Here is a 21,013-nt window from a genome sequence, read left to right on the forward strand (position 1 = left end):
CGCGTCCGGTCTCAGATCCGGTAGATCCGCCGCGCGTTTCCCGAGCCGATCATGTGGGCGATCCTGGCGGCGTCGGCGGCGTTCCACTCCCCGTCCTCCAGGCGGCGTGCCAGCACCCTGGCCAGGCCGTGCCGGTGGTAGAGGGCGCCCAGGTGGCAGGTCTCGGCCACGCCGTAGCAGTCGGAGCTGAACAGCATCTTGTGGAAGGGCGCCAGCTCCAGCGTCTGCGCCAGCACGGCGGCCGAGCCCGCGGCGGTGTGGGTGAGCGACAGCCCCAGGTCCACGTAGACGTGGGGGTAGACGCCGGCCAGGTAGGCGGCCTGGCGGTGGTAGGGGTAGCAGTGCAGCAGCACCACCGGCACGCCGAGCGGCTGCAGCTCCCGGATGAAGCCGGTCAGCAGCGACGGGTCGGCGCGGTGCAGGTCCAGGTCGGGGTCGCCGAACCCGGTGTGGACCTGGAGCGGCAGCCCGCGCTCGCGGGCCACCTCGACGCCGGACCACAGCAGGTGGCGCAGCAGCACCGGGTCGGTCAGCCGCTCCTTGGGGTCGGCCAGCCGCCGGTTGGCCGCCGCGATGACCGCTCCGCGGCTGGGCCTGGCGGGGTCGAAGTCGAGGCCGGCCCGGTAGGCGATGATCGTCTTGAGCGCCACCGCCCGCGCCGCCCGGGCGGCCAGCTCCTCGGCGAGGTTGTCCATGTAGTCGACCGCGAGGGGGGCGATCTCCGCGACGTCCTGCTCGATCTGCTCGATGCGGACGATCTCGTCGGCCGCCGCCCCGCCGTGCCTGCCCATCTCGGCGGCGGTGAGCACGCCCGGCTCCTCCAGCCCGGTGTCGACGAGGAAGGCGACCACGCCCGCGGCGCGCAGCAGCCGCCGGTTGACCTCCTCCGCGCCGAGCTCCTGCCGCCTGGCCAGGTAGACGGCGGGCGGCGCGTGCGGCTCCAGGTCCAGGACGGGGGCGCACCAGCGGCGGATGGCCGCGCCGAGGGGCGTGTCGAAGTGCGTGGTGCCGGGCGGCGCCGGGCCGGCCCCCTCGGTGATCAGCAGCTCGAACCGGGCGCGGCTGAGGTCGTCGCGGCGCACCCCGTGGCAGTGGTGATCGACGAGGGGGGCCAGCAGGGCGTCACGCACCGCATCGGGCAGGTCTACGGGGAGCATGCGCCAGACTTTAGGGGCTCTTCCCGCCCCGCGTCTGTGCCTTGGCGGATAGTGCGGATTGTCGCCTCTGTGCCCCCAGATTGCCGCCTCTGTGTCCCCTCTGGGCCCCTCTCATGCCCTCTCAGCGGTACGGCGGCGGGGCTCCGCCGTACCGCGTCGGCCTAGCGGCGGGCCAGGCGCAGCACGTTGCCGATGATCTTCGCGCCCGCGCCGCCCTCGACGGTGAGGATCGACTCGGGGTGGAATTGGACGGCGAAGCGGCGGTTGGCCACGTCCTCGATGGCCATGACGTTGCCGTCGGGCGTCACGGCGGTCGCGGCGAAGCCGGTCACGCCGTCGCGCTTGGCGTGCAGGGAGTGGTAGCGGGCGGCGGTGAAGACCTCGGGCAGCCCCTCCAGCAGCGCCGAGTCGCCCTGCCGCGTCACCTGCCCGCGCTTGCCGTGCTCGGGGTAGTCCAGCAGCTCCAGCCGGCCGCCCGCGTGCTCGACCATGGCCTGCAGGCCCAGGCACACGCCGAACACGGGCAGGCCGCGGGCGTAGATCTCGTCGATGAGCGCCGCCATGCCGAAGTCCGAGGGCCAGCCGGGGCCGGGCGACAGCACGACCAGGTCGGGCGCCAGGGAGTCGAGCATCTCGGCCGGGAAGCCGTGGCGCAGCGTGGTGACCTCGGCGCCCTGCTGGCGGAAGTAGTCGGCCAGGGTGTTGACGAAGGAGTCCTCGTGGTCGACCAGCAGCACCTTCATGCCGACGCCCGCCCGCTCGATCTTCGGCGCCTCGGCGACGGCCGCCGGCCGGTTGACCGCCTCCAGGGCGGCGAGCAGGGCGCTGGCCTTCAGCTCGGTCTCGCGCTCCTCGGCGGCGGGGTCGGAGTCGAACAGCAGCGTCGCCCCGGCCCGCACGGTGGCCACGCCGTCCTTGATCTGGGCGGTGCGCAGGGTCAGGCCGGTGTTCATGGAGCCGTTGAAACCGATGAAGCCGACGGCTCCGCCGTACCAGCGCCGCGTGGTCTCCTCGTGGTCCTCGATGAACTGCATCGCCCACGCCTTGGGCGCGCCGGTGACGGTGACGGCCCACATGTGGGTGAGGAAGGCGTCCAGCGCGTCGAACTCCGGGCGCAGCCGGCCCTCGACGTGGTCGACGGTGTGGATGAGGCGGGAGTACAGCTCGATCTGGCGGCGGCCGATGACCTGCACCGAGCCGGGGACGCAGATGCGGGACTTGTCGTTGCGGTCCACGTCGGTGCACATCGTCAGCTCCGACTCCTCCTTGACGGAGGTCAGCAGCGTGCGGATGGCCTCGGCGTCCTCGACCGGGTTGGCGCCGCGGGCGATGGTGCCGGAGATGGGGCAGGTCTCGACCCGGTCGCCGGTGACGCGGACGTACATCTCGGGCGAGGCGCCCACCAGGTGCTCGCCCTCGCCCAGGGAGATGAGGAACTCGTACGGCGCGGGGTTGGTCTGGCGCAGCGACCGGTAGAAGGCGGGCGGGTCGGTGCACACGCCGTGGAAGGCCTGGCCGGGGACGACCTCGAACAGGTCGCCGCGCTTGAACTTCTCCTTGGCCGCCGCGACGACCTTCGCGTAGGCGCCTTTTTCCGGGTTCTTCGGGATCTCGGCGGGTACGGCCCGCGGCAGCGTCTCGCCGGTGCGGGGCAGGCCGCGCGTGGAGACGCCGTCGACCGTGAACTCGTAGCGGTACTCGAGGCTGGTCTCGCGCTGCCGGTCGATGACCACGAGCCGGTCGGGCAGGTGCAGCACGAGGTCGCGCTGGTCGGCCGGCCGGGTCAGCGCCAGGCGGATCGGCTCGAACTGGAAGGCCAGGTCGTAGCCGAAGGCGCCGTACAGGCCCAGGTGCGGGTCCTCGCCCTTGAAGGCGGCGATGACCTCGCGGATCGCGGTGAAGACGGTGGGCCTGCGGCTGCGCATCTCCTCCGGCAGGAGCTCCTCGGACTCGGGGATGTGGACCTCGACGAACGTCGCGGCCGGCTCCGAGACCGGCTTGCCGGCGGCCAGCAGGCAGGAGGCGACCGCGGGCAGCACCACCCGGCCGCGGTCGTTGAGGGCCCTGGCGTGGATCGTGCGGCCCTTCGCGACCAGCTCCAGGCAGGGGTCGACGTAGCCGAAGGCCCATCGGCTGTAGCGGCCGGGGTAGTCCATGCCCGAGGAGAACGCGCCCCCGCGCCGGCTCCCCAAGGCGCTGACGATCTCCTCGAGCGCGGCCTCCGGCACCTCGCGTGCCTCGCGCTCGACGCCGATGCCGCCGGCTGTCGTGTAGCCGGTGGTATATCCGGTGGTCTCCACTGCTGCCCCTTTGTCACCTGGTGAGCCCCGGGGGCGGAGAACACGAAAGGCCGCCATCCGGGGCGGCCGTCCGTTTGTCAGGATATGCGAACCACGCGCCGCCTAGGAGCGGCGCCACCACTGAAGCTGCAGGTCGGTTCGCATGCAGACCAGGGTAGCCGCCCCGCCAAGATCGCGCAACGACCGGTCAGCACAGCGGGGCGAGCTGGGGCCGCTTGGGGTCCAGGCCGTCGCCCGAGGAGCGGCCCTGCACGCGCCGGGTGATCCACGGCGCGAGGTGGTGGCGTGCCCAGCGCAGGTCGGCGCGGCGCGCATGGGTCCACACCGGCGGCGGCAGATAGGGGTACGGCTCCCGCCAGTCCTCGGCCACCGGCACGCCCAGCACCTCGGCCGCGCGCAGGGCGACCCGGCGGTGGCCGTCGGGGCTCAGGTGCAGCCGGTCCTCGCTCCACGCGCGCGGGTCGCGGAAGATCCGCATGGGCCACAGGTCGACCAGGAACGTGTCGTGGCGGCGGGCGATGTCGTGGATGTGCAGGTTGTACTGCTCGATCTTGCCGTGCGCCAGCCGCATGACCGGCACGTGCCGCACGTCGAAGCCGGTGAACAGCAGCACCTGCGCGCCCGCCTCGCGCAGCCGGGCCACGCCCTCCTCCAGGCGCCGGGCGACCGCCTCGACGCGCGCGCCGGGACGCAGGATGTCGTTGCCTCCCGCGCACAGCGACACCAGCTCGGGCCGGAAGGAGACCGCCCGCGGCACCTGCTCGCGCACGATCTGGTCGATGAGCCGGCCGCGGACGGCCAGGTTGGCGTAGCGCAGCCCGGGCTGGTCGGCCTCGATGTGCTCGGCCAGCCGGTCGGCCCAGCCGCGGAAGCCCGCCGGGCCGGGATCGTCGAGCCCTTCGGTGAAGCTGTCCCCCAGAGCCACATACGATCGGATTCGTCCCATGACCCGATACTGTGCCAAGGCGACGTCACCCTACGCGACCGTAACAATGCGCCCCCGGTCTACCCCCCCTCGGCGCGATCTGTTACTCGTTGGTAATGGCGTATCGCGTCCGGGTCCACCGTGACCTCCCCGTCCCCATGCCCGACGGCGTGGTCCTGCTCGCCGACCGCTACGAGCCGGTCGGCGCCGGGCGCGCGCCGGTCGTCCTCATCCGCTCGCCGTACGGCAGGCGCGGCGCGTTCGGCTGGGCCTACGGGCGCGGCTTCGCCCGGCACGGCTTCCAGGTGGTGCTGCAGAGCTGCCGCGGCGGCTTCGGCTCCGGCGGGCGCCTGGACCCCCTGGGCGACGAGCACGACGACGGCCTCGCGACCCTGGAGTGGATGCGAGGCCAGAGCTGGTACGGCGGGGCCTTCGCCATGCACGGCCCCTCCTACCTCGGCTACACGCAGTGGGCGGTCGCGCCGTGGGCCGGGCCGGACCTGAGGGCGATGGCGGTGCAGATCAGCGCCTCGCAGTTCCGCGACGCCGCCTACGTGGGCGGGGCGTTCGCGCTGGAGTCGACGCTGAGCTGGACGACGCTCACCGACGGGCTGGCCGGCCGGTTCGGGGCCGCCGCCCCGCTCACCGCGCCCCGCATGACCCGGCGCGCCGTGCTGTCGGGGCGGCCGGTGGCCGAGCTGGACCTGGTGGCGGCCGGCAAGCCGCTGCCGTTCTTCCGCGACCTGGTCGCCCACCACGCCGATCCGGCCACGCCGTACTGGGGCAAGAGGGACTTCTCCGCGGCGGTGGCCGAGGTGGAGGCGCCGGTGAGCATGCTGGGCGGCTGGTACGACGTGTTCCTGCCCTGGCAGCTGAAGGACTACCTGACGCTGCGGCGGGCGGGACGGCGCCCGCGGCTGACGATCGGGCCCTGGTACCACGTGGACGTACGGCACGGGCGGCACTCCTTCGCCGACGCGCTGACGTGGTTTCGCGCCCACCTGCTGGGCGACCCCTCGGGCCTGCGGGAGCCGCCGGTGCGGCTGCACGTCACCGGGGCCGGGGAGTGGCGGGACTACCCGGACTGGCCGGTGCCGGGCATGCGGGCCGAGCGCTGGCACCTGCAGCCCGGCTTCGGCCTGAGCGCCGCGCCGCCGGAGCCGGCCGGGCCGGACCGCTACCGCTACCATCCGGCCCATCCCACGCCGGTGATCGGCGGGCCGGCGCTGCTGTCCGCCTCGCGGCCCCGCGACCAGCGTCGCCTGGAGGCCCGGCGGGACGTGCTGGTCTACAGCAGCGAGCCGCTGCGCGCGGAGGTGGAGGCGATCGGGCCGGTCTCGGCGCAGCTGTACGTCGGGTCCAGCACGCCGTACGTGGACGTGGTCGTCCGGGTGTGCGACGTGCACCCGGACGGGCGGTCGATGAACGTGTGCGAGGGGGTGCGGCGGCTGTCGCCCGCCGACGGGAGCGGGCATCCGCGCAGGGTCGAGGTGGAGCTGTGGCCGATCGGGCACCGGTTCGGGCGGGGGCACCGGATCAGGGTCCACGTGGCCAGCGGCGCCTATCCCACCATCGCCCGGAATTTCGGGACCGGGGGGTTGATGGAGGCCGACATGGGGGCCGGCATGGTCCCGGCGGACGTGGAGGTGTTCCACTCCCCCGCCCATCCTTCCGCGATCGTGCTGCCGCGCGTGGCCTGAGACCCCGGGTCCGCGACCTGCGGGGACGATGCTGCCGTTCACCGACGAGACCTGACCGTTCGCCGATAGACGTTCCCCATCCGCAGGCCGGCCAGTTTAGGGTGCTGCCGGAGGCGTCTGCCCGTCCACATATTGGGACAAATATGTCCAAACCGTAATACGGGTGACGCTGTGGCGTGAATCACGGAGCGGTTACCCTCCCAAACCATTGATGCCTCACCAGGGCCGGACCCCGCCGGCCTCGGACACGTATCGGAGGGGTCGATGACCACCCGGGAAACCCGGACGACCGATCGCAACCCGTGGAACTGGCTGCTGCTGGTGCCCGTCGTGGTGCCGCTGCTGACCTTCCTGTTCAACGCCGACGAGCCCCGCCTGTTCGGCTTCCCGCTGTTCTACTGGCTCCAGCTCGCCTTCATCGCGCTGGGCGTGGCCACGACGACGATCGTCTACAGGATGACCAAATGACCACCGAGCTGATCATCTTTGTCCTGCTCTTCCTAGTCGTCAGCGGCATGGGATTCGTGGCCGCCCGCTGGCGCAAGCCCGAGACGATCGACAGCCTGCACGAGTGGGGCCTGGGCGGGCGCAACTTCGGCAGCTGGATCACCTGGTTCCTCGTCGGCGGCGACCTGTACACCGCCTACACCTTCGTCGCGGTCCCGGCGCTGGTGTTCGGCGCGGGCGCGATGGGCTTCTTCGCCGTGCCGTACACGGTGATCATCTACCCGATGGTCTTCCTCATCCTGTGCCGGATGTGGTCGATCTCGCACGTGCACGGGTTCGTCACGCCCGCCGACTTCGTCCGCGCCCGCTTCGGCTCCCCGACGCTGGCGCTGGCCGTCGCGATCACCGGCCTGGTGGCCACGATGCCCTACATCGCGCTGCAGCTGGTGGGCATCGAGGCCGTACTGCAGTCGATGGGCGTCACCGGCCACCTGCCGATCATCATCGCCTTCGCCATCCTGGCCGCCTACACCTACCAGTCGGGCCTGCGCGCCCCCGCGCTGATCGCGTTCGTCAAGGACACGCTCATCTACGTGGTCATCCTGGCGGCGGTCATCTACATCCCGATCAAGCTGGGCGGCTGGGGCACGATCTTCGACGCGGCCGGCAAGAAGTTCGCCGCCACCCCCGCGCAGAACGACGGGCTGTTCCTCAACGCCGGCAACCAGCTGCAGTACGCCACGCTGGCCTTCGGCTCGGCGCTGGCGCTGTTCCTGTACCCGCACAGCCTCACCGGCGTGCTGGCCTCCAAGAACCGCAACGTCATCAAGCGGAACATGTCGGCGCTGCCCGCCTACAGCCTGCTGCTGGGCCTGATCGCCCTGCTCGGCTACATGGCCATCGCCGCGGGCACCAAGCCCACGGTCGGCTCGAACGGCAAGCCGATCAGCAACACGGTCGTGCCCAACCTGTTCGACCAGATGTTCCCCGACTGGTTCACCGGCATCGCCTTCGCCGCCATCGGCATCGGCGCGCTGGTGCCCGCCGCCATCATGTCGATCGCCGCGGCGAACCTGTTCACCCGCAACATCTACCGCGAGTACATCAACAAGAACGCCACCGACGCCCAGGAGGCCCAGGTCTCCAAGGTCGTCTCGCTGGTGGTCAAGGTCGGCGCGGTGCTGTGCATCCTGCTGCTGGACCCGCAGTTCTCCATCGACCTGCAGCTCATCGGCGGCGTGATCATCCTGCAGACGCTGCCCTCGGTGGCGCTGGGCCTGTACACGCGGTGGTTCCACAAGGGCGGCCTCATCGCCGGCTGGGCCGCGGGCCTGGCGGCGGGCATGTGGATGCTCTACACCATCCCCAACCCCGCCACCGGCAAGGCCCACTTCGGCGGCTCGGCCTTCTCGCTGGCCAACCTCGGCCTGGACACCAAGACGACCGTCTACGCGGGCATCCTCGCGCTGGCCGTCAACCTCATCGTCGCGGCGATCGGCACGGTCGTGCTGCGCGCCATGAACGTGGCCGACGGCGAGGACGCCACCAAGCGCTCGGAGTACTTCGCCGACGAGGGCGACCCGCGCGTGAAGGACCTGGACCTGTCGGCTCCTCACTGATCCGCCGGTCCGCATCCCGTACGGCGAAGCCCGCTCCCGAGCCGGGGGCGGGCTTCGCCGTACCGCCCCCGGAAATCACCGGAGGACTCAGCGGCGGACCACCGCGAACGCGGCGGCGATGACCTCCACCAGGCTCTCCACGACGGCCGAGCGGTGCACCTCCGGGTGCTCCAGCCACCAGTCGCCGGTCGTCTGCACCATGCCGACGAAGGCGTGCCCCAGCACCTGGGCCCTGACCGGGTCGGGCACCACGCCCTCGGCCGCCAGGACCTGCCCCAGCTCCTCCCCCAGCCCGCGCACCAGCGACGTCATGTGGGAGCGCATGCGCGAGTCCTCGGCGCTGGCCCGGTGGAACAGGAAGCGGTAGAGGTTGCGGTTGGCGGTGATGAGGTCCAGGTACACCTCGATGGTGGCCCTGGTACGGCCCCGCACGTCGGCCGAGGGCTTGGCGAACTCCGGCCGCAGCTGCGCGATGACCCTGCGGACGTGCCGGTCGGCCAGCGCCTCGTACAGGCCGCTCTTGTCGCCGAAGTGGCGGTAGAGGATGGGCTTGGTGATGCCCGCCTCGGCGGCGATGGCGGCCATCGACGCCTCCGGCCCCTCGCGCCGGATGACCCGGTCGGCGGCGTCCAGGATGGCCCTGCGCCGATCAGGACTCCTCCCACTCACGCCGCAAGCATAGGCCGGGGCCCGTAGATTCCACCTTATGGAGATCACACCCAACAGCGGCACAGGTCCCGGCGCGATCACGCCCGACGGTTCCCCGGTGGAGTTCTACCGGCTGCTCGGCGCCGAGGAGGAGGCCGACGTCGTCGCGGGCGTCGTGCCGGCGGGCGGCACGATCCTGGAGCTCGGCTCGGGCACGGGTCGGGTGACCCACGCCCTGGTGGAGCGCGGTTTCCGGGTGGTGGCGGTGGACGAGTCGCCTGAGATGCTGGCCCACGTGCGCGGGGCGGAGACGGTCTGCGCCCGGGTGCAGGAGCTGGACCTGGGCCGCCGCTTCGACGGCGTGCTGCTGAGCTCGTACCTGGTCAACGTCCCCGACGACGCGCTGCGCCACGACTTCCTGGCCGCCTGCGCCCGGCACGTGGCCCCCGGCGGGTCGGTGCTGGTGCAGTGGCAGCCGGCCGAGGCGCACGAGCGCTGGCAGGCCGGGCGGGGCCGCACCATGGGCGACATCGGCATCCACATGGTGGCCCTGGAGCGGGTCGCGCCCACCCTCTTCAGCGCGACCATGGAGTACCGGCACAGGGACCGGGTCTGGACGCAGTCGTTCACCTCCCGCCAGCTGACCGACGAGGAGCTCGCCGCCGAGCTGGCCCGGGCGGGGCTGGCCCTGGACCGCTTCCTCACCGAGGACCGCACCTGGGTGCGCGTCGTACCCGTCAGTGAGTAGGCCGCCGGGCCCGCGACCGGCGGCCGAACTTCATTCGGTACCCTGCTGGTCGTGACCGTGACCGGAGCAGACTTCCTACGCGCCATCGCCGCCGGGACCGTCGAGTCCTCCCCGCACCTGGCCCACCTCGGCCTGCGGCTCACGCACGTCGAGCCGGGCCGCGTCACGCTGGAGTGGCGGCCGGGCGCCGAGCTGACCAACCGCTCCGGCGTGGTCCACGGCGGCTTCATCGCCACCGCGCTCGACGACGCCTGCGGCATGGCGAGCGGCAGCGCGGCCGAGCGGCCCACGCTGCACCTGACCATGAACCTCAACGTCGACTACCTGCGCCCGGTGCACGCCGGGCGCGCCTACGCGGTGACGGGCGAGGTCACCCACGGCGGGCGGACCAGGGTGCTGACCCGCGCCGCGGTGACGGACGAGGAGGGACGGCTGTGCGCGCAGGCCACCTCCAGCCTCACGCCCAACCGTGCCGTCACGCCGTAGCGTCACACGGGGAGGCGGCGCCGCCACACGTCGATCGCCAGCACCTGCCGCATGCCCGCGGAGGTGTACAGGCCGAGCGCCGGGGTGACGTTGTTGGCATCGACGTGCAGGATGGTGCCCTTCCTGCCCCGGGCGGCGTCGCGGGCGAAGGCCGTGCGCAGCAGCAGGCGCGCCAGCCCCCTGCCGCGGAAGCGGGGCAGCACGCCGAGCATGGCCACGTAGCCGCAGTCCTCGTCGGCGGCGAACTGGTTGCCGGCCAGCAACGCCGCGGCCGGCTCGCCGTCCACCCTCGCCACCAGGCCCTGCGTCCAGTCGTGGGTGCTGGAGGCCTCGCGCCGCTCGTGCCAGCCGGCGTAGGAGGAGGGCACGAAGCCGAAGTGGTCGGCGAAGGATTCCTCGTGGATGGCGTGGGCCTGCCTGCGTGCCTCGTCGGTGAGGGTGGGGTGCAGGGTCACGCCGGGCGGCGGGTCCGGCTCGGGCACCGGGCCGTCGAAGTCGATGCGCATCCGGTGGAAGCCGGTCGCCGGGGCGAAGCCGTGCGCGCGGGCCCGCTCCTGCTGGGCGGTGTCGGCGCGGTAGACGCCGACGTCGAGCGTGACGGCCTGGTGTCCCAGCTCGCGGGCGATCTCGCGGGCCCGCCCGATCACCGTCGCCCACAGCTGTTCGGCGAGGTCCTCGCCGCCCGGCCGGACGATCACGTCGATGTCGACGTTGTCGCTGTCGCCCTTGCGGCAGGCCCACGCCCAGCCGGCCGGGCGCCCGTCGGCGTCGTGAGCCAGCCAGCCGTCCCTGTCGAGGTCGAAGCCGGGCTCGGCCAGCTCGTCGGCGATGTCGTCCAGGGTGGCGTCGACGAAGCCGAGGACGGCTGTGTGGGCGGCCGTGACGAGCCGGAAGATCTCCGCCGCGTCGCCGGGGGCGGGGCGGCGGAGCGTGTAGACGGACATGAGCGCGATTGTCCTGGATCGCGGGCGATCGCCGCCTCTGGTTTTCCGGCCCGGCTGTTGGTTTTCCGCCCGGCTGTCTTCCGGCCCGCTCACCCCGCGACGGGAGCCGCCTCCTCCTGCTGCTGCGCGGGCCGCCCGTCGCGCAGCGGCACCTCCTTGACGAACACCGCCAACAGGGCGACCAGCGCGGCGAAGAAGATCGCGCAGAAGAACACGGCCGAGATGGCCGAGGCCAGCGACTCCAGCAGCCCGGTGCGGATCCCGGCCGGCAGCCGGCCGATCGCGGCGGGGTCCATCTGCCCGCCGCCTCCGGCCAGCCGCTCGGCGGCCTGGGCGCCGAAGTGGCCGGTCAGCCCGGTCTCGAAGCGGTTGTTGAAGATCGCCCCGAAGGCCGAGACGCCGAACGAGCCGCCGATGGAGCGGAAGAACGTCGCGCTGCTGGAGGCCACGCCCATGTCCTTGGGCTCGACGCTGTTCTGGGCGATGAGCATGGTCATCTGCATGAGGAAGCCCATGCCGGCGCCCAGCACGGCGATGAACAGGCCGGTCTGCCAGGAGGGGGTGGTCACGTCCATGAGCGACAGCAGCCCCATGCCGAGCGTCATGCCGACGCCCCCGGCGATCGGGTAGATCCTGTAGCGGCCGGTCGCGGTGACGGCCTTGCCGACGACCAGGGAGATGCCCATGGCGGCGCCCATCATGGGCAGCAGGAGCAGGCCGGAGTTGGTGGCGCTGGCGCCCTGGACGGTCTGCTGGAACAGCGGCAGGAAGTTGATCGCGCCGAACATGGCGAAGCCCAGCAGGAAGCCGATGGCCGAGACCAGCGTGAAGTTGCGGTTGCGGAACAGCCCCAGCGGGATGATCGGGTCGGCGGCCCGGCGCTCGACCGGCACGAAGACGGCCAGCGACACCAGGGCCAGGGCGATGAGGCCGAGGATCTGCCAGGATCCCCAGGCGTACTCGTTGCCGCCCCAGGTGGTGATGAGGACCAGCGCGGTGATGCCGACGGTCAGCACGATCGCGCCCAGCCAGTCGATCTTCACCCGGGTCTCGCGCCTGGGCAGGTGCAGCCGCAGCGCCAGCAGGACCAGGGCGACCGCGCCGACCGGCAGGTTGACGTAGAAGGCCCAGCGCCAGTCCATGGAGTCGGTGATGAACCCGCCCACCAGCGGCCCGGCGATCATGGCGAGGGCCATCACGCCCGCCATCATGCCCTGGTACTGCCCGCGCTCGCGGGGCGGGACGAGGTCGCCGATGATCGCCATGACGTTCACGATCAGGCCGCCGGCGCCCAGGCCCTGGACGGCGCGGAAGGCGATCAGCTGGCCCATGTCCTGGCTCATCCCGCACAGCGCGGAGCCGGCCATGAACAGCACGATGGAGACCAGGAAGATCGTCTTGCGTCCGAAGAGGTCGCCGATCTTGCCCCAGATCGGGGTCGACACCGTGGTGCCGAGCACGTAGGCGGTGACCACCCACGACAGGTGCTCCAGGCCGCCCAGCTCGCCGACGATGCGCGGCATCGCCGTACCGACGATCATGTTGTCCAGCATGGCCAGGACCATGGCGAGCATGAGCCCGGGCAGGACCACCATCACTTCCCGCCGCCGTGTCACGACATACCCCCGCGAAGCTTGCTTACTTGCCGACCGGCAAGGATAATCATGCTTACTTGCCGGCCGTCAAGTAGATAATGGGTGCCTGTGCGGGAAGACACCAGGACGAAGATCCAGCAGGTAGCGCTGCGGCTGTTCATCGACAAGGGCTACGAGGCGACCTCGCTGCGGGAGATCGCCGAGGAGCTCGGCGTGACCAAGGCCGCGCTCTACTACCACTTCAAGACCAAGGACGACATCGTCGCCGGCCTCGCCGAGGACCGGGTGGAGGCGATCGCGGCCCTCGTGCGGTGGGCGCGCGAGCAGCCCAAGACCCGCCGGATGCGGGTGGAGCTGATCACCCGCTACGCCGAGCAGCTGGCCGGCCAGCACCACCACGAGATCATGCGCTTCCTGGAGCGCAACCAGACCTCGCTGCGCGACCATCCGGCGATCCTGCGGATGCGCGAGACGATGCTGGAGCTGGTGGGCGAGCTCAGCGAGCCGCAGGATCCGCTGGCCGTACGGCTGCGCCGGGCGATGGCGCTGTTCTCCCTGCACGCCGGGGAGTGGCTGACCCAGCACTACGGCGCCTCGCCGGAGGAGCGCCGGGCCGCGGCCCTGGAGGTCGCCCTCGAACTCGTCGAGCGGTGACGGGCATGCCCGCGCGGCGGCTGGGCACGGAAACAGCATGGAGGCCACGATCGCCGTGCGACTGCCACGAGATGCCGCGAGCGTCCCGCTCATCCGCCAGACGCTGGAAGCGACCCTGTCCTGCCTGGGAGTCCTCCCGCGCATCAGGGAGGACATCGAGCTGATGCTGACGGAGGCGTGCACCAACGTCATCAAGCACGCCGACCCCGCCGACGAGTACACCGTCAGCGCCTCGATCCACCGCGACCTGTGCGTGATCCGGGTGAAGGACACCGGTCGCGGCTTCGACCCGCGCCAGGTCCGCCCTGCCTCCTCCGACTCCGAGAGCGGCCGGGGGCTGCAGATCATGCGGGCGCTGGCCGACAACGTGCGGTTCATCAACCGGCGGGAAGACGGCGCGCTCGTATGCCTGGAGAAGAAGCTCGCCTACGCCCCCTGAAACCTCTCGCCGCGCCTGGTGGCGACGGCCAGCACGCCCAGCGTCACCAGCACCACGACGGACAGGAGGAAGACGGCGAGAACGATCATGACCCCGACGATGGCGAACGTCGCGAGCACACCCAGCAGCGTCCACATGCCATCTCGCCCTGCCCCCGGCAAGGCGACCTAATCCGACTGATCCGGCAATCCTCCCAGAGTGCCCTGTATCAGGTCACATGGTCCGGCAGCATGTCCAGCCTGCGCAGGATCACACCCTCCCGCAGGGCCCACGGGCACACGTCCAGCCGGTCGACCTCGAACAGGTCCATGGCCGCGTCGGCCACGATCGCCCCGGCGGCCAGCTGCAGCGCCCGCCCGGCCGACACGCCCGCCAGCTGGGTGCGCTCCTTGGCCGCCATCTCGGGCAGCCGGGCCGCCCACTCCGCCATGGCCTCGCGCGACAGCGACCGGGGCACATACAGCCCCTCGCTGGAGGGCGCCGCCCCGGCGATCCTGGCCAGCTGCTTGAACGTCTTGGAGGTGGCCACCGCCCGGTCGGGCCGGCCGTAGCGGGCGACGCCGCCGACCGTGCGGGCGATCTCCGCGCGCACGTGCTTGCGCAGCTTGCGCACCTCCTCGGCGGAGGGCGGGTCGGAGGTGAACCAGTCGCGGGTCAGCCGGCCAGCGCCCAGCGGCAGCGAGACGGCCACGTCCGGCTCCTCGTCCACGCCCGCCGCGATCTCCAGCGAGCCGCCGCCGATGTCCACGGCCAGCAGCCGGCCGGAGGACCAGCCGAACCAGCGCCGCACGGCCAGGAACGTCAGCCTGGCCTCCTCCTCCCCCGCCAGCACCTGGATGTCGATGTCGCAGCGGGAGTTGATCTCGGCCAGGACCTCCTCCCCGTTGGCCGCCTCCCGCACCGCCGAGGTCGCGAAGGCCATGACCTCCTCCACGCCCTTGTCCTCGGCGATCTGCAGCGCCTCGGCCACGAAGGCGGCGAGCCGTTCGACGGCCCGCTCGGCCAGCCGGTTGCCGTCGTCCAGCAGCTCGGCCAGGCGCAGCTCGTCCTTGTGCGAGTAGGCGGGCAGCGGCCGGGCGCCCCGGTGCGCGTCCACGACCAGCAGGTGCACGGTGTTGGAGCCGATGTCGAGTACGCCGAGTCGCATGCCCGCACGCTATCGCCCGGCCGGCCGTACGGCGAAGCGCAGGGCGAAGTGGTCCAGCGTCCCCGGCGGCGGGTCGGGCAGGCGGCGGGGGTGGACCAGGGCGACCCGGCGCTCCCGGAGCAGGGTCTCCAGCAGGCACGTGCCGGCGAGCATCGCGAGCTCCATGCCGGGACAGCGGGCGTGCCCGGCGCTGAACGGCACTCCGGCGGTCAGGCCCGGCCGGAAGCCGTCGGCCGCCTGGCGGTTGGCGTAGGGGCTGTGGACGGCCACCGTCGCGCCCTTCGGGCTGTCGCGCAGGATCGCCAGCGTGGTGGGCCACAGCCGTACCGACTCCAGCAGGGTGTCGCGGATCGGCGCGCCCGGGTGGGCGGCCAGCAGCGCCAGCGCGCGGAAGGCGGCGGCGCCCACCGCGTCGAAGGCGAACAGCCAGTGCGGCACCTGCCCTTCGCGGTGGACGCCGGGGTCGGCGGGCGTCTCGTGGACGAGCGCGGCCAGGCTGCCTGGCTCGGCCCGGCTCAGGTGTCCCTCCAGCTTCCGCTGGAAGCGGGCCTGCACGTCGGTGCGGCGGCCGCGCAGGTGAACCCAGTTGGCGTCGCCGCGCAGCCGGTTGAGCAGCCAGGTCAGCTCCTCGTCGGCGCGTGCGCCGTCGCCCAGCACGATGCGGCGGACGATCCGCTGGTGCACCGGGGAGAAGTCGTCCCAGGTGAGCCGTCCCTCCCGGGGCAGCGCCGCGACCTCCTCCTCGATCACCGCGCGGAACCGGCCGGCCAGCCGGTGCTCGGGCCGTCCGGTGTCGAGCACGGCCTCGTTGAACCGGCGGCGGCGCGCCCGCAGGTCGGGGTCCCGGGTGATGAGCACGCCGTCGGGCTGGAAGCAGGCCAGCGCGGCGCGCTTGTCCCTGGTGGCCGGGTGGAAGCCGGGGTCCTCCAGCACGCGGCGGACGTCCCGGTCGGTCAGGGGGAGCACGAACCAGCCGCGCAGCGGCACCCGCACCAGCAGGGGGCCGTCGCCGTGCTTGGCGCGCAGGGCGCGCAGCAGCCTGGTGGCGCGGCCGTCGGCGTCGATCAGCGCGGCCAGGCGGACGCCGAGGCGGCGGCGCAGGACCACGCCCTGCAGGAGCGTGGGCAGCAGCAGCTCCAGGGCCAGGCGGGCGCGGTCCAGGACCGTGGCGTGGGGCAGCCGGCCCGGCTCGCCCCCGGCCCGGGCTCCGGATCGAGCCTCCGCCCCGGCAGCCCCGGGAGCCCCGGCGGCCTTGCGGCGGCCGCGGCGGGAGGCGGCGTAGGCGGCCTTGCGCAGCCGCTGGATCAGCCCGCGCGGCCGGATGGCCGGGTGGTAGTTGACCGTGGGGTCGAAGTCGGCCTCGCCCTCGGCGGGTTCCAGGACGCGCAGCAGCGCGATGCGCGTGCGCCCGGCCTTGATGGCGAAGGCCAGGGGCGGATGGACCGCCGCCGGATCGGCGGGCCGCGCGGGACCGGCCGAGCCTGTGCCGGTCGGTTCTGTGCCGGTCAGCAGCGGCTCGGCGGTGAGGCGCGGCCGCAGGATGGTGGAGTAGCGGCGCCTGGCGAAGTCGCGGCCGGGCAGCGAGGACAGCAGCAGGTCCAGGTCACGCCCGCCGGCCCCGCCGCCGGGGATCTTGACGGCCAGTCCGAGCACGTCGGGCAGCCGGCCCGGCAGGGAGGCTCCCTTCGACAGCCGCACCAGCACCCGGTGCCTGCCGCTGTCGAGCACGGGGACGCCGAGCGGCGGGTGGTGCAGCACTTCCAGCTCGCCGGTGAACAGCCGGCCGGAGGTGTGCAGGGCCCGCCCGCGCCTCAGCTCAGCAATGCGGGCGATCGCGGACATAAGCCCCGAACTACCCGCGCCGGAAGTCACGACACCCCGCCGCGCGGCCATAATCTGATCGCATGCGACTGCTCATCACAGGCGGGGGCACCGGAGGCCACACCTATCCGGCCCTCACGACGCTGGCGGCCCTCCAAAGACGCGGGATCCCGCACGACGTCCTGTGGGTGGGCACGGCGAACGGGCTGGAGGCCAGGATCACCGCCGAGCACGGCATCCCGTTCAAGGCGATCACGACCGGCAAGCTGCGCAGGCGGCCCAACCTGCGCGAGCTCGGCACCAACATCGCCGACCTGTTCCGCATCCCGCTGGGGGTGTGCCAGGCGATCGGGCACGCCGCCCGCTACCTGCCCGACGTGGTGCTGTCCACGGGCGGGTACGTGGCGGTGCCGATCGGCGTCGCCGCCAAGATCATCCGCCGGCCGCTGGTCATGCACGAGCAGACCACGGTGGTCGGCCTGGCCAACCGCATCCTGGCGCGGCTGGCCACGCGCATCGCGCTGAGCCACGAGTCGTCCATCGAGCACCTGCCGGCCTCGGTGCGCGACCGGGTGGTGATCACCGGCAACCCGGTCCGGCCCGAGCTGCTCCACGGCAACAAGGCGGCCGCCTACGACTTCTTCGGGCTCACCTTCGAGGTGCCGGTGGTCTACGTGACCGGCGGCGCGACCGGCAGCCTCCAGATCAACACGCTGATCTCCGAACTGCTGCCCCGGCTGCTCCCCCACGCGCAGGTCGTCCACCAGTGCGGCCCGGCCTGGATCGACCAGATGCGGGCGATCGAGCTGCCGCCCGAGCTGGCCGAGCGCTACCACCCGCTGCCCTACGTCGGCAAGGAGCTGCCCGACCTGCTGGCCGCCGCCGACGTGGTGGTCTCACGCAGCGGCGCGGGAACGGTCTCGGAGCTCACGGCCGTCGGCAAGCCGGCGGTGCTGATCCCGCTGATCCCCACCGGCGGCGACGAGCAGCGCAGGAACGCCGCCTACCTGGCCGAGCACGGCGCCGCCCGCGCCCTGCTGGAGCCCAAACCGACCGCCGACATGCTGCTGGCCGAGCTGATGCCGCTGCTGTCGGACCCGGGCCTGCGCGCCACGATGGCCGAGGCCGCGCGCAAGCTGGGCCGGGTCGACGCCGCCGACGCGCTGTGCGAGGTGCTGCTGGAGACCGCGCGGGCGATCGGCAAGTAAAGCCGGTCAAGGCGCCAGGTGGCGGAACGCCTCGTGCGCCGAGCGCAGGCTGCGCCGCAGCGCCCGCTCCAGGTCCCCGGCGTCCTCGGCGAGCCTGCCCAGTTCCGGTACGGCCAGCGCGTCGGCCCCCGACTCGGCCACCAGCTCCTCGTACTGGGGCAGGCGGCTGCGCAGCTGCTCGATCTGGTGGCGGGCGCGGTAGGCGCGCTCGGCCTCGGCCACGTGGGCGGCGTAGGTCTCCAGCGCCTCCACCCGGGCCACCACCGCCGCCTCGCTGCTGTCCAGCGCCCTGGCCAGCGGCTCGGCCACGGCCGCCACCTCGGGGGTGATCTCGCCCGCCACCAGCTCGCGGTGCTCGGTGCGCAGGCCGGACAGCTTGGCCAGCAGCCGGGCGATCTCCCACTCGTGCGCGGGGAGCGTCACGGCGTTGCGCGCGCCGTCCAGCAGCCCCTCGGTGTTGACATCCGACTCGGTGATCGCGCGGATCGCGCGCTGGGCGCGGCGCAGCAGCCGCCGCGAGGCCTCGTCGAGGTCCTCGACCAGCACGTAGCGGCCCTCGTGCCAGCGGGCCTGCTGGTAGACGGCTCGCCCGGTCTCGGTCTCGTCGTGGTAGGAGTCCCTGGCGAAGATCAGCGCGAAGGCGGCCAGGGCCGCGCCCGCCACGAGCAGCGAGCCGACGCCCGCGACCGCCATGCCCGTCAGGACGAGGATCCCGCACACGAACAGCGCCACGCCGAGGTCGGGGATCCGGCTCGCGAGGTGCCGGCTCCGGGGCTCGGGCACCCACCCGTCGCGGACACGCGCCAGCAGGCTGGCGTTCTCGCGGAGCAGCCGAGCCTCGTCCTCCGGCACTTCCGGATCAACCACGACATCCATTACTGCGCGATCCTATGGCGGGGCATGTCCGCCTGCCAGCGCTCCGGCCAAGCGGTCATCTCTCGAGATAGCGGAAGGCGTCGCGGGCCGACAGCACGCTGCGCCGCAGGGCCTGCTCCAGGCGGTCGGCGTCCTGCGAGAGCCGTTCGATCTCCGGGCCGATGTAGTCCTGGGCGCCGGACTCGGCCAGCAGTTCCTCATAGCGCGGCAGCTTGGCGCGCAGCTGCTCGATCTGGTGCTGGGCGCGGTAGGCGCGCTCGGCCTCGGCCACGTGGGCGGCGTAGGTCTCCAGCGCCTCCACCCGGGCCACCACCGCCGCCTCGCTGCTGTCCAGCGCCCTGGCCAGCGGCTCGGCCACGGCCGCCACCTCGGGGGTGATCTCGCCCGCCACCAGCTCGCGGTGCTCGGTGCGCAGGCCGGACAGCTTGGCCAGCAGCCGGGCGATCTCCCACTCCTGCTCGGGCAGGATCACCGTGTTGCGCGCCTCGTCGAGCAAGCCCTCCTGGTTGACCTGGGAGCTCATCACCGAGTCCACCGCGGCCTGCGCCCGCCGCATGAGGCGCATGGACGCCTCGTCGAAGCGGTCGAGCAGCACGTAGCGGCCCTCGTTGGCGCGCGCCTGCTCGTACACCCGCCGCTCGGCCTCGGCGCGGCGTTCGGCGTCGCTCATCGGGTCCCCCCTGACCAGCGAGCCGAAGAACAGCAGCGACAAGCCCAGCATGACCAGCGCGAAGGGCGCCAGGATCTCGGCGTCGAACAGCATCAGCGCCATCACCAGCGAGGTGAGCGCCGCCAGCGCCCGGGCGGCCTGGTAGCCGGTCCTCGCGATGGCCCGCCGGCGGTCCCGGGGCGGGACCCAGCCGTTGCGCATGCGTACTAATAGCGGAGCGTTGGCACGCAGGATCGTCGCGACCTCCGGAGCGACTTCCGGACTCACTACCACACTCGAGCCACGTCCCGCCACGCGCACGCCCCCAACGTTCCGGGTATTTCGGATACTACGGATACATATGGGCGAATGTCAGCCATTTATATCCCGGTACGCCGGGGAGAAACCTCGCCGGAGCGGCAATGCTCGCCGTACCAGGAAACCGGCTCAGCGGCGGGAGATCGCCACGCCGGCCAGGCACAGCGCCCCGCCCGCGAAGGTGAGCCAGCCGGGCAGCTCGCCCAGCAGCGCCCACGACATCAGCACCACCAGCGCGGGCACGGCGTAGGTCGTGGCGCCCATGTTCCCGGCGGTGGTCCTGGCCAGCGCGTAGGCCCAGGTGGTGAAGGCCAGCGCGGTCGGGAAGACGCCGAGGTAGACCACGTTCAGCGTGGCAGTCAGGGGTGCGGAGGCGGCCTCGGCGACCAGCTGCCCGGCGAACGGCAGGCACGCCAGCGCGCCGATGGCGCAGCCGAACGTCGTCACCTGCAACGCCGAGGCGTGCCGCAGGGCGGGCTTCTGCACCAGGATGGCCACCGCCCAGGAGGCGGCGGCCACGACGCACAGCACGACGCCCAGGATCGAGGAGGCCCCGCCCTCCGACATGGAGGCACCGACGACCACCGCGCCGGCGAAGGACACGCCCATGCCGGCCAGCAGCCTGCGCGGGAAGCCCTCGCCCAGGAACAGCCCGGCCAGCAGGGCGATGAGGATCGGCCCGATGTTGACGATCATGGCGGCGGTGCCCGCGTCGACCTTCGTCTCGCCCCAGTTCAGCGCCACCATGTAGACGCCGAACCACAGCACGCCGGAGATCGCGATGCCCGGCCAGGCGCGCCGGTCCGGCCAGCCCTCGCCGCGCAGCACCAGGATGACGCCCAGGGTGAGCGCCCCGGCCAGCAGCCGGCCGAGCGCCAGCGCGCCGGGCGAGTAGTGCTCGACGGCGGCGCGGATGGCGACGAACGCCGACGCCCACAGCAGGACCGTCACCGCGGCGGCGGCCAGGGCCCGGCGGTCGGCGCGCCCGGCCCTCCCAGCGGTTTCGGCGATCTCGGCGCCCTCGGCGGCGGGGAAAGAGCTCATGGGCCGACGCTAGCGTGAGCAAGGTTTGACGCTCATCTAAATATCCGAGGGCGGCCGGGGCACCGGACGGGTCTCACGTCTCGTACTTGAACGACAGCGAGAGCTTCGTGCGGTAGGTGAGGGTGCCGTCCTCCAGGTGGAGGTCCTGCTTGACCACCTCGGCGACGCGGAGGTCGCGCACGGTCTGCCCGGCCTGCTTGACCGCGTTGGCCGCCGCGTCCTCCCAGGAGGTCGTGCTCGTGCCGATGACTTCGATCACCTTGTAGACGCTCATGCGGCCCACCTGCC

21 protein-coding genes are annotated in these 21,013 nt (G+C 72.5%); 8 read left to right on the forward strand and 13 right to left on the reverse strand.

Annotated elements, in window-relative coordinates; all coding sequences use genetic code 11:
- Positions 1–11: 11 nt before the first annotated feature.
- From BSB02_RS27780 to BSB02_RS27790, 3 genes are all read right to left on the reverse strand, one after another.
- Positions 12–1,157 (reverse strand): amidohydrolase family protein, encoded by a 1,146-nt coding sequence (locus BSB02_RS27780; protein ID WP_084963500.1) that lies wholly within the window; start codon positions 1,155–1,157, stop codon positions 12–14.
- Between the two features lie 161 nt (positions 1,158–1,318).
- Complete coding sequence (locus tag BSB02_RS27785; RefSeq protein ID WP_084963501.1) at positions 1,319–3,514, reverse strand: anthranilate synthase component I; 2,196 nt, start codon at positions 3,512–3,514, stop codon at positions 1,319–1,321.
- A 130-nt stretch (positions 3,515–3,644) separates the two neighbouring features.
- Positions 3,645–4,403: an SGNH/GDSL hydrolase family protein gene (locus BSB02_RS27790; RefSeq protein WP_084963502.1), complete on the reverse strand. Its 759-nt coding sequence runs from the start codon at positions 4,401–4,403 to the stop codon at positions 3,645–3,647.
- Positions 4,404–4,498: 95 nt separating this feature from the next.
- Here BSB02_RS27790 and BSB02_RS27795 point away from each other — a divergent pair, with 95 nt between their 5' ends.
- The 3 genes from BSB02_RS27795 to mctP all read left to right on the forward strand — a co-directional run bounded on the left by BSB02_RS27795 (position 4,499) and on the right by mctP (position 8,148).
- On the forward strand, positions 4,499–6,082 hold the full coding sequence (locus tag BSB02_RS27795) for a CocE/NonD family hydrolase (protein ID WP_206184926.1): 1,584 nt from the start codon (positions 4,499–4,501) through the stop codon (positions 6,080–6,082).
- Between the two features lie 264 nt (positions 6,083–6,346).
- On the forward strand, positions 6,347–6,550 hold the full coding sequence (locus BSB02_RS27800; protein WP_084963504.1) for a DUF3311 domain-containing protein: 204 nt from the start codon (positions 6,347–6,349) through the stop codon (positions 6,548–6,550).
- Positions 6,547–8,148, forward strand: coding sequence for a monocarboxylate uptake permease MctP (mctP, locus tag BSB02_RS27805; protein WP_084963505.1), 1,602 nt, complete (start codon positions 6,547–6,549; stop codon positions 8,146–8,148). Before BSB02_RS27800 ends, mctP begins: the two co-directional genes overlap by 4 nt.
- 87 nt (positions 8,149–8,235) lie before the next feature.
- Here mctP and BSB02_RS27810 read toward each other — a convergent pair whose 3' ends face one another.
- A complete protein-coding gene (locus BSB02_RS27810; protein WP_084963506.1) occupies positions 8,236–8,817 on the reverse strand; it encodes a TetR family transcriptional regulator in 582 nt (193 codons plus the stop codon).
- A gap of 37 nt (positions 8,818–8,854) precedes the next feature.
- Here BSB02_RS27810 and BSB02_RS27815 point away from each other — a divergent pair, with 37 nt between their 5' ends.
- A complete protein-coding gene (locus tag BSB02_RS27815) occupies positions 8,855–9,544 on the forward strand; it encodes a class I SAM-dependent methyltransferase (RefSeq protein ID WP_084963507.1) in 690 nt (229 codons plus the stop codon).
- A 51-nt stretch (positions 9,545–9,595) separates the two neighbouring features.
- On the forward strand, positions 9,596–10,030 hold the full coding sequence (locus BSB02_RS27820) for a PaaI family thioesterase (RefSeq protein WP_158088738.1): 435 nt from the start codon (positions 9,596–9,598) through the stop codon (positions 10,028–10,030).
- 2 nt (positions 10,031–10,032) lie between these two features.
- On the opposite strand, the gene BSB02_RS27825 is transcribed toward BSB02_RS27820, so the two are convergent.
- A complete protein-coding gene (locus BSB02_RS27825; RefSeq protein ID WP_084963509.1) occupies positions 10,033–10,974 on the reverse strand; it encodes a GNAT family N-acetyltransferase in 942 nt (313 codons plus the stop codon).
- Between the two features lie 89 nt (positions 10,975–11,063).
- On the reverse strand, positions 11,064–12,569 hold the full coding sequence (locus BSB02_RS27830) for an MDR family MFS transporter (RefSeq protein ID WP_084963510.1): 1,506 nt from the start codon (positions 12,567–12,569) through the stop codon (positions 11,064–11,066).
- A 108-nt stretch (positions 12,570–12,677) separates the two neighbouring features.
- Here BSB02_RS27830 and BSB02_RS27835 point away from each other — a divergent pair, with 108 nt between their 5' ends.
- Both BSB02_RS27835 and BSB02_RS27840 read left to right on the forward strand, forming a co-directional pair.
- The gene (locus BSB02_RS27835) at positions 12,678–13,223 is read left to right on the forward strand and encodes a TetR family transcriptional regulator (RefSeq protein ID WP_084963511.1); all 546 of its coding nucleotides are present in this window, start codon (positions 12,678–12,680) and stop codon (positions 13,221–13,223) included.
- A 37-nt stretch (positions 13,224–13,260) separates the two neighbouring features.
- Positions 13,261–13,662, forward strand: coding sequence for an ATP-binding protein (locus BSB02_RS27840; RefSeq protein ID WP_084963512.1), 402 nt, complete (start codon positions 13,261–13,263; stop codon positions 13,660–13,662).
- Here BSB02_RS27840 and BSB02_RS40735 read toward each other — a convergent pair.
- The 3 genes from BSB02_RS40735 to BSB02_RS41625 all read right to left on the reverse strand — a co-directional run bounded on the left by BSB02_RS40735 (position 13,650) and on the right by BSB02_RS41625 (position 16,651).
- The gene (locus tag BSB02_RS40735) at positions 13,650–13,799 is read right to left on the reverse strand and encodes a hypothetical protein (RefSeq protein ID WP_158088739.1); all 150 of its coding nucleotides are present in this window, start codon (positions 13,797–13,799) and stop codon (positions 13,650–13,652) included. The two genes, BSB02_RS27840 and BSB02_RS40735, sit on opposite strands and share 13 nt — an antisense overlap.
- Positions 13,800–13,870: 71 nt before the next feature.
- Positions 13,871–14,809, reverse strand: a complete 939-nt coding sequence (locus tag BSB02_RS27845; RefSeq protein ID WP_084963513.1) for a Ppx/GppA family phosphatase — start codon at positions 14,807–14,809, stop codon at positions 13,871–13,873.
- Positions 14,810–14,818: 9 nt separating this feature from the next.
- Positions 14,819–16,651: a cytochrome P450 family protein gene (locus BSB02_RS41625; protein ID WP_206184928.1), complete on the reverse strand. Its 1,833-nt coding sequence runs from the start codon at positions 16,649–16,651 to the stop codon at positions 14,819–14,821.
- Between the two features lie 62 nt (positions 16,652–16,713).
- Here BSB02_RS41625 and BSB02_RS27855 point away from each other — a divergent pair, with 62 nt between their 5' ends.
- Positions 16,714–17,838 (forward strand): UDP-N-acetylglucosamine--N-acetylmuramyl-(pentapeptide) pyrophosphoryl-undecaprenol N-acetylglucosamine transferase, encoded by a 1,125-nt coding sequence (locus BSB02_RS27855; RefSeq protein ID WP_084963514.1) that lies wholly within the window; start codon positions 16,714–16,716, stop codon positions 17,836–17,838.
- 6 nt (positions 17,839–17,844) lie between these two features.
- On the opposite strand, the gene BSB02_RS40740 is transcribed toward BSB02_RS27855, so the two are convergent.
- From BSB02_RS40740 to BSB02_RS27875, 4 genes are all read right to left on the reverse strand, one after another.
- Positions 17,845–18,714, reverse strand: coding sequence for a hypothetical protein (locus tag BSB02_RS40740; protein ID WP_169729445.1), 870 nt, complete (start codon positions 18,712–18,714; stop codon positions 17,845–17,847).
- Between the two features lie 55 nt (positions 18,715–18,769).
- A complete protein-coding gene (locus tag BSB02_RS27865; protein WP_240506686.1) occupies positions 18,770–19,585 on the reverse strand; it encodes a hypothetical protein in 816 nt (271 codons plus the stop codon).
- 225 nt (positions 19,586–19,810) lie between these two features.
- Complete coding sequence (locus BSB02_RS27870; RefSeq protein ID WP_084963517.1) at positions 19,811–20,725, reverse strand: DMT family transporter; 915 nt, start codon at positions 20,723–20,725, stop codon at positions 19,811–19,813.
- 73 nt (positions 20,726–20,798) lie between these two features.
- Positions 20,799–20,999, reverse strand: a complete 201-nt coding sequence (locus tag BSB02_RS27875) for a dodecin family protein (protein ID WP_084963518.1) — start codon at positions 20,997–20,999, stop codon at positions 20,799–20,801.
- Between the last annotated feature and the right edge of the window lie 14 nt (positions 21,000–21,013).

The organism is Thermoactinospora rubra (genome assembly GCF_002093975.1).
GTDB lineage: Bacteria > Actinomycetota > Actinomycetes > Streptosporangiales > Streptosporangiaceae > Nonomuraea > Nonomuraea rubra_A.

Coding starts and splice junctions, on each gene's coding strand:
- BSB02_RS27795 (WP_206184926.1), top strand. CDS start 4,499: ATGGCGTATCGCGTCCGGGTCCACCGTGACCTCCCCGTCCCCATGCCC.
- BSB02_RS40735 (WP_158088739.1), bottom strand. CDS start 13,799: ATGTGGACGCTGCTGGGTGTGCTCGCGACGTTCGCCATCGTCGGGGTC.
- BSB02_RS27845 (WP_084963513.1), bottom strand. CDS start 14,809: ATGCGACTCGGCGTACTCGACATCGGCTCCAACACCGTGCACCTGCTG.
- BSB02_RS27865 (WP_240506686.1), bottom strand. CDS start 19,585: ATGCGCAACGGCTGGGTCCCGCCCCGGGACCGCCGGCGGGCCATCGCG.
- mctP (WP_084963505.1), top strand. CDS start 6,547: ATGACCACCGAGCTGATCATCTTTGTCCTGCTCTTCCTAGTCGTCAGC.
- BSB02_RS27830 (WP_084963510.1), bottom strand. CDS start 12,569: ATGGTGGTCCTGCCCGGGCTCATGCTCGCCATGGTCCTGGCCATGCTG.
- BSB02_RS27840 (WP_084963512.1), top strand. CDS start 13,261: ATGGAGGCCACGATCGCCGTGCGACTGCCACGAGATGCCGCGAGCGTC.
- BSB02_RS27855 (WP_084963514.1), top strand. CDS start 16,714: ATGCGACTGCTCATCACAGGCGGGGGCACCGGAGGCCACACCTATCCG.
- BSB02_RS27785 (WP_084963501.1), bottom strand. CDS start 3,514: ATGGCGGCCTTTCGTGTTCTCCGCCCCCGGGGCTCACCAGGTGACAAA.
- BSB02_RS27875 (WP_084963518.1), bottom strand. CDS start 20,999: ATGAGCGTCTACAAGGTGATCGAAGTCATCGGCACGAGCACGACCTCC.
- BSB02_RS27870 (WP_084963517.1), bottom strand. CDS start 20,725: ATGAGCTCTTTCCCCGCCGCCGAGGGCGCCGAGATCGCCGAAACCGCT.
- BSB02_RS41625 (WP_206184928.1), bottom strand. CDS start 16,651: ATGTCCGCGATCGCCCGCATTGCTGAGCTGAGGCGCGGGCGGGCCCTG.
- BSB02_RS27800 (WP_084963504.1), top strand. CDS start 6,347: ATGACCACCCGGGAAACCCGGACGACCGATCGCAACCCGTGGAACTGG.
- BSB02_RS27780 (WP_084963500.1), bottom strand. CDS start 1,157: ATGCTCCCCGTAGACCTGCCCGATGCGGTGCGTGACGCCCTGCTGGCC.
- BSB02_RS27825 (WP_084963509.1), bottom strand. CDS start 10,974: ATGTCCGTCTACACGCTCCGCCGCCCCGCCCCCGGCGACGCGGCGGAG.
- BSB02_RS27790 (WP_084963502.1), bottom strand. CDS start 4,403: ATGGGACGAATCCGATCGTATGTGGCTCTGGGGGACAGCTTCACCGAA.
- BSB02_RS40740 (WP_169729445.1), bottom strand. CDS start 18,714: ATGGATGTCGTGGTTGATCCGGAAGTGCCGGAGGACGAGGCTCGGCTG.
- BSB02_RS27815 (WP_084963507.1), top strand. CDS start 8,855: ATGGAGATCACACCCAACAGCGGCACAGGTCCCGGCGCGATCACGCCC.